The 12,941-nt window shown below is 71.9% G+C and carries 13 protein-coding genes; 8 read left to right on the forward strand and 5 right to left on the reverse strand.

What is annotated here, in order from left to right; translation table 11 throughout:
- Positions 1–8 precede the first annotated feature (8 nt).
- The 3 genes from ACGF5O_RS35870 to ACGF5O_RS35880 all read right to left on the reverse strand — a co-directional run bounded on the left by ACGF5O_RS35870 (position 9) and on the right by ACGF5O_RS35880 (position 3,685).
- Entirely contained in the window at positions 9–1,061 is a 1,053-nt protein-coding gene (locus ACGF5O_RS35870; RefSeq protein ID WP_393814082.1) for a zinc-binding dehydrogenase, read from the reverse strand.
- A 35-nt stretch (positions 1,062–1,096) separates the two neighbouring features.
- On the reverse strand, positions 1,097–2,338 hold the full coding sequence (locus tag ACGF5O_RS35875) for a cytochrome P450 (protein ID WP_393814083.1): 1,242 nt from the start codon (positions 2,336–2,338) through the stop codon (positions 1,097–1,099).
- Positions 2,339–2,485: 147 nt separating this feature from the next.
- Positions 2,486–3,685, reverse strand: a complete 1,200-nt coding sequence (locus ACGF5O_RS35880; RefSeq protein ID WP_393814084.1) for an acyl-CoA dehydrogenase family protein — start codon at positions 3,683–3,685, stop codon at positions 2,486–2,488.
- Positions 3,686–3,878: 193 nt separating this feature from the next.
- Between ACGF5O_RS35880 and ACGF5O_RS35885 the strand changes: the two genes are divergently transcribed.
- The 4 genes from ACGF5O_RS35885 (at position 3,879) to ACGF5O_RS35900 (ending at position 8,491) form a co-directional block, all read left to right on the forward strand.
- Complete coding sequence (locus tag ACGF5O_RS35885; protein ID WP_393814085.1) at positions 3,879–5,351, forward strand: FadR/GntR family transcriptional regulator; 1,473 nt, start codon at positions 3,879–3,881, stop codon at positions 5,349–5,351.
- 160 nt (positions 5,352–5,511) lie between these two features.
- Positions 5,512–6,279, forward strand: a complete 768-nt coding sequence (locus ACGF5O_RS35890; protein WP_393814086.1) for an SDR family NAD(P)-dependent oxidoreductase — start codon at positions 5,512–5,514, stop codon at positions 6,277–6,279.
- Positions 6,276–7,517: an acyl-CoA dehydrogenase family protein gene (locus ACGF5O_RS35895; RefSeq protein WP_393814087.1), complete on the forward strand. Its 1,242-nt coding sequence runs from the start codon at positions 6,276–6,278 to the stop codon at positions 7,515–7,517. Before ACGF5O_RS35890 ends, ACGF5O_RS35895 begins: the two co-directional genes overlap by 4 nt.
- Positions 7,514–8,491 carry an NADPH:quinone oxidoreductase family protein gene (locus ACGF5O_RS35900; RefSeq protein WP_393814088.1) on the forward strand — a complete coding sequence of 326 codons (978 nt, stop codon included), beginning with the start codon at positions 7,514–7,516 and terminating at the stop codon, positions 8,489–8,491. The genes ACGF5O_RS35895 and ACGF5O_RS35900 overlap by 4 nt, the downstream gene beginning before the upstream one ends.
- A gap of 3 nt (positions 8,492–8,494) precedes the next feature.
- Here ACGF5O_RS35900 and ACGF5O_RS35905 read toward each other — a convergent pair whose 3' ends face one another.
- The gene (locus tag ACGF5O_RS35905) at positions 8,495–9,358 is read right to left on the reverse strand and encodes a mycofactocin-coupled SDR family oxidoreductase (protein ID WP_393814089.1); all 864 of its coding nucleotides are present in this window, start codon (positions 9,356–9,358) and stop codon (positions 8,495–8,497) included.
- A 176-nt stretch (positions 9,359–9,534) separates the two neighbouring features.
- On the opposite strand from ACGF5O_RS35905, the gene ACGF5O_RS35910 reads away from it, so the two are divergent.
- From ACGF5O_RS35910 to ACGF5O_RS35925, 4 genes are read left to right on the forward strand one after another with little or no spacing between them, the layout of a single operon-like run.
- A complete protein-coding gene (locus ACGF5O_RS35910; RefSeq protein WP_393814090.1) occupies positions 9,535–10,680 on the forward strand; it encodes an amidohydrolase family protein in 1,146 nt (381 codons plus the stop codon).
- Positions 10,677–10,925 carry a hypothetical protein gene (locus ACGF5O_RS35915; RefSeq protein ID WP_393814091.1) on the forward strand — a complete coding sequence of 83 codons (249 nt, stop codon included), beginning with the start codon at positions 10,677–10,679 and terminating at the stop codon, positions 10,923–10,925. The genes ACGF5O_RS35910 and ACGF5O_RS35915 overlap by 4 nt, the downstream gene beginning before the upstream one ends.
- Before the next feature lie 7 nt (positions 10,926–10,932).
- Complete coding sequence (locus ACGF5O_RS35920; RefSeq protein ID WP_393814182.1) at positions 10,933–11,745, forward strand: mycofactocin-coupled SDR family oxidoreductase; 813 nt, start codon at positions 10,933–10,935, stop codon at positions 11,743–11,745.
- Positions 11,746–11,760: 15 nt separating this feature from the next.
- The gene (locus tag ACGF5O_RS35925; RefSeq protein ID WP_393814092.1) at positions 11,761–11,949 is read left to right on the forward strand and encodes a ferredoxin; all 189 of its coding nucleotides are present in this window, start codon (positions 11,761–11,763) and stop codon (positions 11,947–11,949) included.
- Between the two features lie 96 nt (positions 11,950–12,045).
- Here ACGF5O_RS35925 and ACGF5O_RS35930 read toward each other — a convergent pair whose 3' ends face one another.
- Positions 12,046–12,915: a VOC family protein gene (locus ACGF5O_RS35930; protein WP_393814093.1), complete on the reverse strand. Its 870-nt coding sequence runs from the start codon at positions 12,913–12,915 to the stop codon at positions 12,046–12,048.
- Between the last annotated feature and the right edge of the window lie 26 nt (positions 12,916–12,941).

A 12,941-nucleotide genomic window follows, 5' to 3' on the forward strand; every position in this document is an offset into this window, starting at 1 on the left:
CGACCCGCTCACGCCTCGTCGTCATACGTGACGACGACCTTCTCGGCGGCGCCCGGAGTCAGCGCCAGTTCGAAGGCCCGGGCCACCTCGGCGAACGGCACCCGGTGACTGATCAGCCGGGCGAACCGCTCCTGGTGCTCGGCGAGTTCCGCCGTCACCTCGAAGATCTCGGTCGGATACCCCTGCGAGGCGACGAGCGTCAGCTCGCTGCGCAGCATCCCGCCGAGGTCGATCGCCTCGGACGGCTTCTGCACGGCGACCATCACCAGCTTGGCGCCCCATTTGGCGGCGTCGACGGTGGTGTTGAAGACGGCGGCGACACCGGCGGCGTCGATGTAGATGTCGGTGCCGGCGCGCGGCTGGCCCAGCGCGTTGGCCGCCTCGCCGTGCAGTGCCGTCAACCGTGCGGTGACGTCCTCGGTGCCGGAGTGGATCACCGCGTCGGCGCCGACGGCCAGCGCGGTCTCCAGCCGCTCGGGGATGACGTCGGCGACGACCACGTGCCCGACCCCGCGCAGCTTCAGCCAGATGGTGACGCCCAGCCCGATGGGCCCGGCACCGAAGACCACGACCTTGTCGGTCGGGCGCGCCCCGGACCGGTTGACGCAGTGCCGGGCGACCGCCATCGGCTCGTTGAGCGCGGCGACGGCGAAAGGCACGGTGTCGGGGAAGACGGCGAGGGTCCGGCCGAGCTCCGCCTCCTCCAGCAGCAGGTACTCGCTCATCCCGCCGTGCGCGCCGCCGCACCCGATGATCCCCGAGGGCACGCCCTGCGGGTTGACCACCACCCGGTCGCCGACCTTCAGCCCGGTGACCTCGGCGCCCAACTCGGCTATCTCGCCTGCCGGTTCGTGCCCGAGCAGCAGCGGCTCCACCGAGCCGTCGGCGTTGTACGGGGTGCCGCCCGCCTGGACGAAGAAGGTGTCGGTGCCGCAGATCCCGCAGGCGCGGATCCTGACCACCACGTCCTTCGGGCCCGGCACCGGACGCTCGGCCGACACGACCTCGACCTCGTTCTTCGCACCGGTCCGGACGGATTTCATCGTGGCCGTCGTGGCCATGGGGCTGTCTCCTTCCGATTCCGCGGGGACGCCGGTCACCAGGTGACGGGCAGCTCGTAGATGCCGTACGCCTGCGAGTCCTCCTTGAACTTCAGCTCCGAGACGTCGACCGCGAGCCGCAGGGTCGGGATGCGGCGGAACAGCGTGCTGAACACGACGTGCAGTTCGATGCGGGCCAGCTGCTGGCCGACGCACTGGTGCGGACCCCAGCCGAAGGCGTGGTGGTGCGCCGCGGTACGGGTCAGGTCGAGCCTGCCGGGCTCCGGGAACGCCTCGGGGTCCCAGTTGGCCGCGGGCAGCGAGGCGATGACACCCTCGCCGGCGCGGATGGTCTCCCCGTCGATATCGATGTCGTCCAGCACCGCGCGCCGCGCCAGCAGGTGCGGGATGGTGAGGTAGCGCAGGAGTTCCTCGACGGCCTTGGTCACGTACTTCGGGTCGTCCTGGTTCTCCCGCAGCGCGGCCAGCTGGTCGGGGTGCTGGAGCAGCAGCGCGGTGCCCAGGGTGATCATGTTGGCGCTGGTGTCGTGGCCGGCGACGAGCAGGATGTGCCCGAGCGGGGCGGCCTCCTCCATGGAGAGCACCCCCTCCTTGATGCGCGCGCCGAGGTCGGAGAGGACGTCCTCACCGGGGTCGTCCATCTTGGCCTCGATGAGCCCGGCGATGTAGCGGCGGACCTCCACGATCGACCGGGCCGCCTCCTCGGGGGTCTTGAAGCGGGCGTTGGTGACCCCGGCGTGCTCCTGGAAGAAGTCGTGGTCCTCGTACGGCACGCCGAGGAGCGCGCAGATCATCAGCGACGGCAGCGGCAGGGACAGCGCCTCGTTGAGGTCGACCGGGTTGGGCCCCGCCAGCATTGTGTCGATGAGGTCGTCGGTGATCTGCTGGATCTCCGGGCGGAGTTTCTCCATCCGGTGCCGGGTGAAGGAATTGGTCAGCATCCGGCGCCAGCGGGTGTGCTCGGCACCGTCGGTGTTGTTGATCGACGGCTGGATCTCGGCCGCGTGCGCCTTCATGGCCTCGGTGGTGTGCGGGTAGCCCGGGGCGCCGATGTCGGCACTGAGCCGCGGGTCGGTCATCAGCTCGCGCTGCGCGGCGTGCGAGGTGACGAGCCACGGGGTGGTGCCGTCCCAGGTCCGGACGCGTACGACGGCCTTGTCCGTCTCGTGCAGCGCCAGCAGGGCCGGAGGGGGTGCGAACGGGCACTGGCCCGATCGGGGCGTCGGAAACTCCGGCAGTTCCGTGGCGGCACCGGTCCCGGCGATGCTCTCGCTCATGGTTCCCTCGCTCTCTCGGTATCACAATTGAGGGAACCTTACGTGGACCGGTCGGTACAATCAATATTGCGCGCAGGTTCCGACGGGATATCGACCGTGCGGTCCATTCGGTGGGATCCAGGACCGGAGGTCGTGTGTCCGGCCAGGTCAGCGGGGTTCCCGGGGCATCCCCAGGCCCCGCTCCGCGATCTGCGTCCGCAGCACCTCGTTCGCCCCGCCCGCGATCGTGAACGCCCGTGAGTACAGGTGGGCGTCCTGCCACCAGCCCGCCGCGAGCGCCGCCGGATCGTCCTCGGTGAGCAGGCCGTCGGTGCCCTGCAGGCGCAGGCCGAAGTCGGCCAGGTCATGGTTGAGTTCGCTGAAGAAGATCTTTCCCAGCAGAGCGTCCGCGGGCCCCTCGGTGCCGTGCAGCATCCGTGACTGCGCGAGGGCGATCAGCGCGGCGTTCACCTGCACCCGCGCGGCGAGTCCGCCGATCTCCTGGCGGGTGGCGGCGTCGTCGAGCGCCGGCGGGCCGCCGGCCGGCACCTCTTCCGCGAGCCGTACCAGGTCCTCCAGCGCGGCGAACAACTCGACGCCGCGCGCGGCCACCCCGGACCGCTCCCGGGCGAGGCTGCTCATCGCCACCCGCCAGCCGTCGTCCACCCGGCCGATCACGTTCGCGGCCGGAATCCGGACGCCGTCCAGGAAGACCTCGTTGAAGTCGGTGGTCCCGGTGAGCTCCCGCAGCGGCCGCACCTCGACCCCCGGGCTGCGCATGTCCAGCGCGAAGGCCGTGATGCCCTTGTGCTTCGGCGCTTCGGCGTCGGTGCGCGCCAGCAGGTAACCCATGTCCGCGTGCTGGCCGTTGGTCGTCCACACCTTCTGGCCGTCGACCACGAACACCGCGTCGCCGCCCTCGCCCTCGCGGCGGGCCCGGGTGCGCAGGGACGCCAGGTCGCTGCCCGCCTCGGGCTCGCTGAACAGCTGGCACCAGACGTCGTCGCAGGACCGGATGCGGGGCAGGAACCGCGCCCGCTGGGCATCGCTGCCGAACTCGACGAGGGCGGCCGAGGCCAGCGAGGCGGCGCCGACCGGGGCCCAGGTGCGGGCGCGGGCGATCTCCTCGGCGACGACCGACGGTTCCAGCGGGTGCGCGTCGGGCCGGCCGCCGTACTCGGCGGGCCAGTCGATGCCGAGCAGTCCCGCCTCGTAGAGCCGTGCGGTCCAGGCCCGGATCGCCGGCATCAGCTCCGGTTCGGGTGCGCGTACCCCGGCGTGCGCCTTGACGCCCGGCGCGTGCTCGGCCACGAAGGCGCGCACCTTGCCGCGGAAGGCCTCCAGTTCGGGTGTGGGTTCCAGTCGCATCGCCGCCGGCTCCTCGGTCCTCACGCAAGCGATCTCGAAATGAGGGTACTCTAAACATGCCTTGGGGCTGGTTGCCAAGGGCCGGTACCGAAATCAGTGGCCCGATCTCGGCGTCGGGCGGCCGGTCCGGGGGTTCCTGACCCGGTGCTGAATAGACTGGGGATCCGCAATGTTTCCGCAGAGGAGTTGGCCCATGGCGACTGCCGTCGACCGCGAGCCCGCCGACGGCGAGACCGACGCCCCGGTCGGCAAGCTGGCCGCGCAGACCGCGCAGCGCATCGAGGCGACCGTGATCCGCCGGGGCTGGCCCGTCGGCGAGTCGCTGGGCTCCGAGGTGGACCTGCGGGAGCGGCTCGGGGTGAGCCGGGCGGTGCTGCGCGAGGCGGTGCGCCTGGTCGAGCACCATCAGGTCGCCCGGATGCGGCGCGGCCCCGGCGGCGGCCTGCTCGTCTGCGCCCCCGACGCGGGCCCGGCGACCCGGGCCATGGTGATCTACCTCGAATACGTCGGCACCAGCGTCACCGACCTGCTCCAGGCCCGCCGGCTGCTCGAACCGATCGCCGCCGGCCTCGCCGCCGACCGCATCACCGAGGAGGGCATCGCCACCCTCCGTGCCACCCTCGACTCCGAACGCGACCACTGGGACGACCCGTCGGTCCACTCGCAGGACCCCCTGCACCCGGTCCTCGGCCAGTTGTCCGGCAACCCGGTGCTGCACCTGTTCATCGACGTCCTCACCCGCCTCACCGCCCGCTACGCCCACACCTCGCGCCGGATCTCCAAGGCGGAGATGCACGCGGCGAAGGAGACCTCGCACCGTGAGCACCGCGCCGTCGTCGACGCCGTCGTCGCCGACGACGGGGCCCGCGCGCAGACCGAGCTGACGGCGCACCTGGAGTCGGTGGCCGGCTGGATCGAGAAGCACCGGGTGCGCCGCGGCGGACGCATCTCGGGGAACGTGGTCGAGCCCGAACTGGTCGAGGGCCCGCGCGCCAAGCTCGCCGAGGTGGTGGCCTCCCGGATCCACGACGACATCGCCGCGCGCGGCTGGCAGATCGGCATGGTCCTCGGCTCGGAGTCGGACCTGCTGGCCCGCTACGAGATCAGCCGGGCCGTCCTGCGCGAGGCCGTACGGCTCCTGGAGTACCACTCGGTCGCCCGGATGCGGCGCGGTCCCGGCGGCGGCCTGGTGGTCACCGAGCCCGAGCCGCAGGCCAGCATCGACACGATGGCCCTCTTCCTCGAATACCAGGGCGTCACCGCCGACGACCTGCGGATCGTCCGCAACGCCGTCGAACTCGGCATCGTCGCCCGGGTGACCGCCCGGCACGCCGGGGGCGACCCGGAGGTCGCAGAGCGTCTGGCCAAGGCCGTCCGCTGGACCGTCGAGGGCCCGGCCGACGCCCCCCGCAAGGCCGACCTGTTCCACTCCGAACTGGCGGCCCTGGCCGACAATCCGGTGCTGTCGCTGTTCCTCGCCATCATCACCGAACTGTTCCGCCGGCACGCCTCCGGGCACGACCGGCCGCTGCCCGGCGACACGGCGGCCGACGAGGTCCAGCACGTCCACCAGCGCATCCTCGACGCGATCGTGCAGGGCGACGCCGGTGTGGCCCGTCACCGGATGCGCCGCCACCTGGACGCCCTCATCCCCTGGTGGCACTGATTTAGTGACACTGATTGCCCATGCCCCGTACGGCTTCTCGCCGTGCGGGGCTTTCTGCTGTGCCAGCGAAGGGTAATTACGTATACTCAATAGGAAGTGGCCGACATCGGCGACGGAAGACCCTCGTCAGCACGTCCCTGGGCCTGTAGAGGAGACCCGAGTGAACATCGACGGATCCACGGCACTGGTCACCGGCGGCGCCTCCGGTCTTGGCCTCGCCACGGCACGCCGGGTCATCGACCGCGGCGGCCGGGTCGTCCTGGCCGACATCTCGGAGGAGCAGGGCGCCAAGGCGGTCGCCGAACTCGGCGAAGCCGCCCGCTTCGTCCGCGCCGACGTCACCGACGAGGCCGAGGTGAACGCCGCCCTCGACACCGCGCGGGAACTCGGCCCGCTGCGCTTCGTCGTGCACTGCGCCGGGCGCGGCGGCGACCGCACCCGGATCATCGACCGCGAGCGCACCCCCGGCGAACTCGCCGCCTTCGCCGAGGTGATCCGGGTCAACCTGATCGGCACCTACAACGTGCTGCGCCTGGCCGCCGCCCGCCTCGCCGGCAACGACGTGGTGGACGGCGACCGCGGGGCCGTCGTCCTGACCGCCTCCGTCGCCGCGTTCGACGGCCAGATAGGCCAGACCTCCTACACCGCCGCCAAGGCCGGCGTGCACGGCATGACCCTCGTCGCCGCCCGCGACCTGGCGAGCTGGCAGATCCGGGTGAACACCATCGCCCCCGGCATCATGGACACCCCCATGCTGGGCCGTCTGCGCGAGGACATCCGCGACGGCCTCGCCGCCTCCGTCCCCCACCCCAAACGCCTCGGCGACCCCGACGACTTCGCCCGCCTCGCCGTCGAGATGCTGGAGAACCCCTACCTCAACGGCCAGACCGTCCGCCTCGACGGCGCGATCCGCATGGCCCCGCGATGACCGGGGCGACGACCGAGACCGCGACCGAGACCGCGACCGAGACCGAGACCGACGAGCAGTTCCGCACCCGCCTGCGCGCCTTCCTGACGGAGCACCACCCCGGCCGCCGCCCCAAGGACCCCGCCGAACGCCTCGCGTGGCAGAAGCGGTGGCTGGCCACCCTGTACGACGGCGGCTACGCGGGCCCGGGCTGGCCGCGCGCGTACGGCGGCATGGACCTGCCCTTCGCCCGTCAGGTCGTCTACCAGGAGGAGTACGCGCGCGCCCGGGTCCCCGGCCCCCTGGGCACCGGACTCGGCATCGCCGCCCCCACCCTCATCCGGTACGCCACGCCCGAGCAGAAGGACCGCTTCCTGCGCCCCATGCTGCGCGGCGACACGGTCTGGGCGCAGGGGTACTCCGAACCCGAGGCGGGCTCGGACCTCCCCGCGCTGCGCACCACGGCCCGTCGCGAGAACGGCGGCGCCGACGACCCCCGGGCCGAGTACGTCGTCAACGGCCAGAAGGTGTGGAACAGTTCGGCCGACATCGCCGACGTCCTCTTCACCCTCGTCCGCACCGGGCCCCCCGACTCCCGCCAGGACGGGATCAGTTACCTCCTGATCGACGCCCACGCCCCGGGCGTGACCGTGCGCCCGCTGCGGGACCTCACCGGCGACGCGCACTTCTGCGAGATCTTCTTCGACGACGTCCGGGTCCCGGCCGCCGACCGGATCGGCGCGGAGAACGGAGGCTGGCCCCTGGTCCGCACCAGCCTCGGCCACGAACGCGCCGCCGGGGCGATGAACCAGGCGGCCCTGTACCGGCGGGTCCTCGACGAGCTGATCGAGCTGGCCCACGAACGCGGGGCGACCGCCGACCCGTCGGTGTGCGACCGGCTCGCCGACTTCGAGATCCGGGTGACGGTCATGCGGCTCACCGGGATGCGGACCATCGCCGACATCATCGCGAAGGGCGAGCCGGGACCCGCCTCCTCGACCGCACGGCTGTTCATCGTGACCTTCGAGCAGGAACTGCACGAGTTCGCCCTGGAGTTGCTGGGACCGTACGGGATCCTGGGCCGCCGCGACCCGCACGCCGTCCAGCGCGGGCGCTGGGTGTGGGGTTTCCTGCGCACCCGGGCCTCGACGATCGGCGCCGGTACCGCGGAGATCCAGCGCAACACCATCGCCGAACGGATCCTGGGACTGCCCCGGGACCCGGACCCGGCGCTGCCGGCCACCGGGAGCACCCGATGAGAGCCGCACGCTGCACGGACTACGGGCCGCCGGACGGCCTGACCGTCGTCGAACTGGACGACCCCCGGCCCGGCCCTGGGGAGGTCCTGGTCCGGGTGCACGCCGCCGCGGTCAACTACCCGGACGTGCTCCTGGTCGCGAACCGCTACCAGGTGCCGGCGCCGCTGCCGTTCACCCCGGGCAGCGAGTTCGCCGGTGTCGTCGCCGCGCTGGGGCCGGGCGTGACCGGCCCCGCGGTGGGCTCGCCGGTGGCCGGAGCGGTACTCACCGGCGCCTTCGCCGAGCAGGTCGTGGTGCCGGTGACCGGACTGCGCCCCGTCCCCGAGGGCCTCGACCTGGTCCACGCCGCCGCGTTCCACGTCACCTACGCGACCGCCTACCACGCCCTGACCACCGTCGGGCAGGGCACGGCGGGGGAGTGGGCGACCGTGCTCGGAGCCGCCGGCGGCGTCGGCTCCGCCACCGTCGACGTCGCCACCAGGCTCGGCATGCGCGTCGTGGCGGCGGCGTCCGGCCCGGAGCGGCTCGCGGTCGCCCGGAAACTGGGCGCCGAGGGCGGCGTCGACTACGTCCGCGAGGACCTGAAGACGCGCGTCCGCGAACTGACCGGCGGCGAGGGCGCCCACCTGGTCGTCGACCCCGTGGGCGGCGACCACGCGGAGGCCGCCCTGCGCGCGCTGCGCCGGGGCGGCCGGTTCGTCACCGTGGGCTACGCCGACGGAAAGATCCCGCGGATCCCGCTCAACCTGGTGCTGCTCAAGGACGCCGTCGTGCGGGGCTTCGAGATCCGCATGCTGCGCCGGTACGCCCCGGACGCGGTGGCCGCGGGCGACCGGGCGCTGGCCCGGATGGTCCGGGACGGGATGCGCCCGCTCGTCTCCCGCGTCCACCCCCTCGCCGACGTGGCGGCCGCACTGACCGACGTGGCCGAGCGGCGCACCACCGGCAAGGTCGTCATCGACATGACGGCCTGACCGTCAGAACGCCGGCAGCTGCGGGCGCCGCTTGACGTAGCCGCCGGCGTCGACGCGCATCTGCATGCCGGTGACGTACTTCGACTCGTCCGACACCAGGAACAGCACCATGTCGGCGATGTTCTCCGGCTCGACGAAGGGGACCCCGAACCCGGTCGTCGCGGGGAAGCCGGGCAGCGCGTCCTCGCGGGTCGGGCTCTCCAGGTCGGGCCGGAACGACCGGTACATGACGTCGCTGTTCAGCATGTCGGTGTTGACGTTCGTGGGATGCACCGCGTTGACCCGGATCCGGCGGGACAGCAGGACCGTCGCCAGGTCGTGCACGAACGAGGCCACCTGGCGCTTGGCGAAGGAGTAGCCCAGCCCGCCGGGCCCGTTGGCCGGGTTGTCGACGGTCGCCGGTATCAGCCCCGCGATGGACCCGGTCGCGATGATCGAGGCCCCGTCGGGCAGATGGGGCAGGGCCGCGTCGACGGCGTGCACCACCCCGTTGAAGTCGACGGTCACGGCGTCCAGGAAGGCCTGCGCGCTCTGCTCGGGCCCCAGCGGGCAGATCCCGGCCTGGGCGACCACGGCGTCGAGCCGCCCCAGCTCGGCCACCCCCTCGGCGACCGCCGCCTTCAGCGCGGCCGGATCGCGTACGTCGGCCCGGCGGGCCACGATGCGCCGGCCCAGCTTCTCGACCTGCCGGACCGTCTCCTCCAGGTCCGCCTCGGTGGCCAGCGGGTACCCGTTGGTGGCGATGTCCGCGCACAGGTCCACGGCGATGATGTCGGCGCCCTCCGCGGCGAGCCGGACCGCCTGCGCCCGGCCCTGGCCGCGCGCGGCTCCGGTGATGAAGACGGCCTTGTCCTGCACTCTCCCCATGGGGTCTCCTTCCGTAGAGCAAAAGAGTAGCCTGAATAGTGGTGACGGAAGCTGATCGTTACCGGATGATCTCCGATCCATGCGGGAGTTGGCCGATCTTTCCCGCCCACTGGGACATGTTCAGTGCACACAATGTGTCCGGTGCTAGAGAGTCCCCGAGACCGAGGGAGCACACGATGCCGTTGCAGCCATGGATGAAGTTGCTGTCGACCGACGACCACCTGATCGAGCCCCCACACCTGTGGTCCGACCGGCTGCCGGCGAGGTACCGGGAGGCCGGGCCGCGCATCGTGGAGCAGCCGCGCGGTGAGGGGCAGGCCCCCGCCGAGGTCTGGGTCTACGAGGACCGGGTCTACCCCTACATCGGCCTCAACGCCGTCGCCGGCAAGCGGCCCGAGGAGTTCGGCCTTGAACCCACCCGCTACGACGAGATGATCCCGGGCTGCTACGACCCGAAGGCCCGGATCCGCGACATGGACCTGGACGGCGTCTGGGGCGCCCTGTGCTTCCCGTCGTTCCCCGGCTTCTCCGGCCATGTCTTCCTGGACGGCCAGGACCGCGAACTTGCCCTGCTGTGCGTGCGGGCGTGGAACGACTTCGTCCTCGACGAGTGGTGCGCCACCGCACCCGGCCGGCTGATCCCGCTGGTCATCATGCCGATGTGGGACGTCGACGCCTGCGTCGCCGAGATCCACCGCACCGCGGCCAAGGGCGCCAAGGCGATCTCCTTCCCGGAGAACCCCGCCCCGCGCGGCCTGCCCTCCTTCCACACCGACTACTGGGACCCCATGTTCTCCGCGGCGGAGGAGGCCGACCTGCCCGTCTGCCTGCACTTCGGCACCTCGGGCAAGCCCCCGAAGACCGCCGAGGAGGCCCCGTTCGCGGTCACCATCACCCTGTTCGGCTGCAACGCCATGTTCGCCGCCGCCGACCTGCTCTTCTCCCCGGTGCTGCACAAGCACCCCAAGCTCAAGATCGGCCTGTCCGAGGGCGGCATCGGCTGGATCCCCTACCTCCTGGAACGCGCCGACGGCACCTGGGAGCGGCACCGCTTCTACCAGAACGTCAACCAGAGCGTGCGGCCCTCGGAGCTGTTCCGCAAACACTTCCACGGCTGCTTCATCGACGACCGGTTCGGCGTGGAGGTACGGCACCACGTCGGCGTCGACAGGATCACCTGGGAGTGCGACTACCCGCACTCCGACTCCTACTGGCCCAAGTCCCGCGCCTACGCGGCCGAGGTCCTGGCCGACGTACCCGACGACGAGGTGCACCGGATCGTGGAGCTGAACACCCGCCGCCTGTACAACCTCCCCGCATGAGCCGGCGACCCGAGTCCGAGCGGTCCGACTGGACCGACCTGGACCTGCTCACCCGCGAGGAGGCCCACGGCCGGCTCCTCGCCGAGATCGCCGAGACGGACGTACGCCTGTCCGAACTCGACGCGGCCGAGGCGTCCGACGCGTCCGCTCCGTCCGCGGCGGCCGAGCGCGACCTCCTCCGGTCCCGGCTGCGCGCCCTGCGCGAGGCCGCCGAGGACCTGACCGACCGGCCGAAGGGGAACTGAGATGCCCATGGGGCGTATGGACGGCAAGGTCGCGCTGGTCACGGGAGCGGCCCGCGGGCAGGGCCGCTCGCACGCCGTGCGGCTGGCCGAGGAGGGCGCGGACGTCGTCGTCACCGACGTCTGTCACGACATCAGCGACGAACTGCCCTACCCGCTCGGGACGAAGGAAGAGCTGGAGGAGACCGCGGAGCTGGTCCGGGAGACCGGCCGCGGGTGTGTCGCCGTACAGGCCGATGTGCGGTCGGTGGCGGAGCTGCGCACAGCGGTCGACACGGCCCGCGCGGAGTTCGGGCGGCTCGACACGGTCGTGGCCAACGCCGGCGTGATGAGCTCCGGGGCCGCCTGGGAGCTGTCCGAGGAGGTCTGGGACGTCGTCGTCGACGTCAACCTCAAGGGCGCCTGGAACACGGCACGGGCCGCGATCCCCTGGATGATCGAGGCCGGCCGGGGCGGCTCGATCGTCATCACCAGCTCCGCGGCCGGCATCCGCGGCCATGTGCCGTACGCCCACTACGTGGCCAGCAAGCACGGCGTGGTGGGCCTGATGAAGGCCCTGTCCAACGAACTCGCCCCGCACCGCATCCGGGTGAACACCGTGCACCCCACCGGGGTCAGCGACACGGGCATCACCGTGGGCGTGCCGGTCGAGGAACTCGCCGCGCGCGAGCCGCTGTTCGCACTCGCCGCGATGAACCCCCTGGCCCCGTACGTCGAGCCCCGGGACGTGTCGAACGCCGTCCTCTTCCTCGCCTCGGACGAGGCGCGGTACGTCACCGGGCTGCAGTTCACCGTCGACGCGGGGTCGACCAACAAGCCGTAGAACGGAGTGGGTTGAATGAAGGTCACCATCGACACGACGGCGTGCTCCGGGCACGCGCGGTGCGCGGCGGCGTCCCCGGAGCTCTTCCGCCTCGACGACGACGGCTATGCGCTGCCGTTCGACGGAGAGGTCCCGGCGGGCCTCGAACAGGCCGCCAGGGACGGCGCCGCGGCCTGCCCGGAGCGGGCCATCACCCTCCACTGACAGCGACGTCCGGTCCCTTCGGAGCGACGTCCGCACGCCGAGAACGGCCGAGCCCCACGGTCCGAGGACCGTGGGGCTCCCCCCGTACCCGTCCGCTCAGCCGGCCGGCTGCGGCGGCGGGGTGAAGTGGTGGCCCCAGAACGCGCCGTCCGTGATCTCGTACACGGGGACCGGCTCGGGCACCTTCAGGCCGTTCCAGCCGAACTCGACGGCGTAGTTCTCCGGCGACCAGACGTAGAACGACACCATGTGGTCGTTGGTGTGCTTGCCCAGCGAGTGCATCATCGGCACCTCGTACTTGGCGGCCCGGTCCAGGGCCCGCCCCACGTCGTCCAGGGTGGCCGCCTCGACCATGAAGTGCAGCAGCCGCCCCGGGCCCGGCATCGGTGTGACGCCCAGCGTGTGGTGGCGCGGGTTGCAGCCCATGAACCAGGTCGTGCCGCCCGGCGAGCGCATCGTGTTCCGCTCGATGAACCCGAGCACGTTGACGTAGAAGTCGAACGTCCCGCGCGCGTCCTCGGCGGAGACGATGGCGTGCCCGAAGCCCATGTCGTCGGTGACGAACTTCGACACCAGCGGGGTCTGCACCGGCAGGTGGTCGAGGGTCCTGCCGTAGAACAGCTCGACCGGGTTGCCGCCCGGGTCGCTGAACCTGACGAAGCCGGTCACCTTCCGCTCCGCCGCCTCGGCCTCGGTGCCGGCGGTCACCTTGATCCCGGCCTTCTCGACGTCCGCGGCCAGCCGCGCCAGCTCCCGCTCGTCGAGGACCTCGAAGCCCAGCGCCGTCATCGCGGGCTGGGCACCCGGCGCGACCACGATCCGGGACGGATGGTCGTCCATCCGGAAGGCGAGCGACCCGGAGTCGCCCTCGACAGGCATCAGGCCGAGGAAGTCGGCCCCGAACGCCTTCCACCGGTCGAGGTCGTTGGACTCCAGACGCAGGTACCCGAGTGAGCGCACACCCATCAGGCCCTCCCCTCACATTGGTCAGG

Source organism: Streptomyces sp. NPDC048291 (assembly GCF_043201715.1).
Lineage (GTDB): Bacteria > Actinomycetota > Actinomycetes > Streptomycetales > Streptomycetaceae > Streptomyces.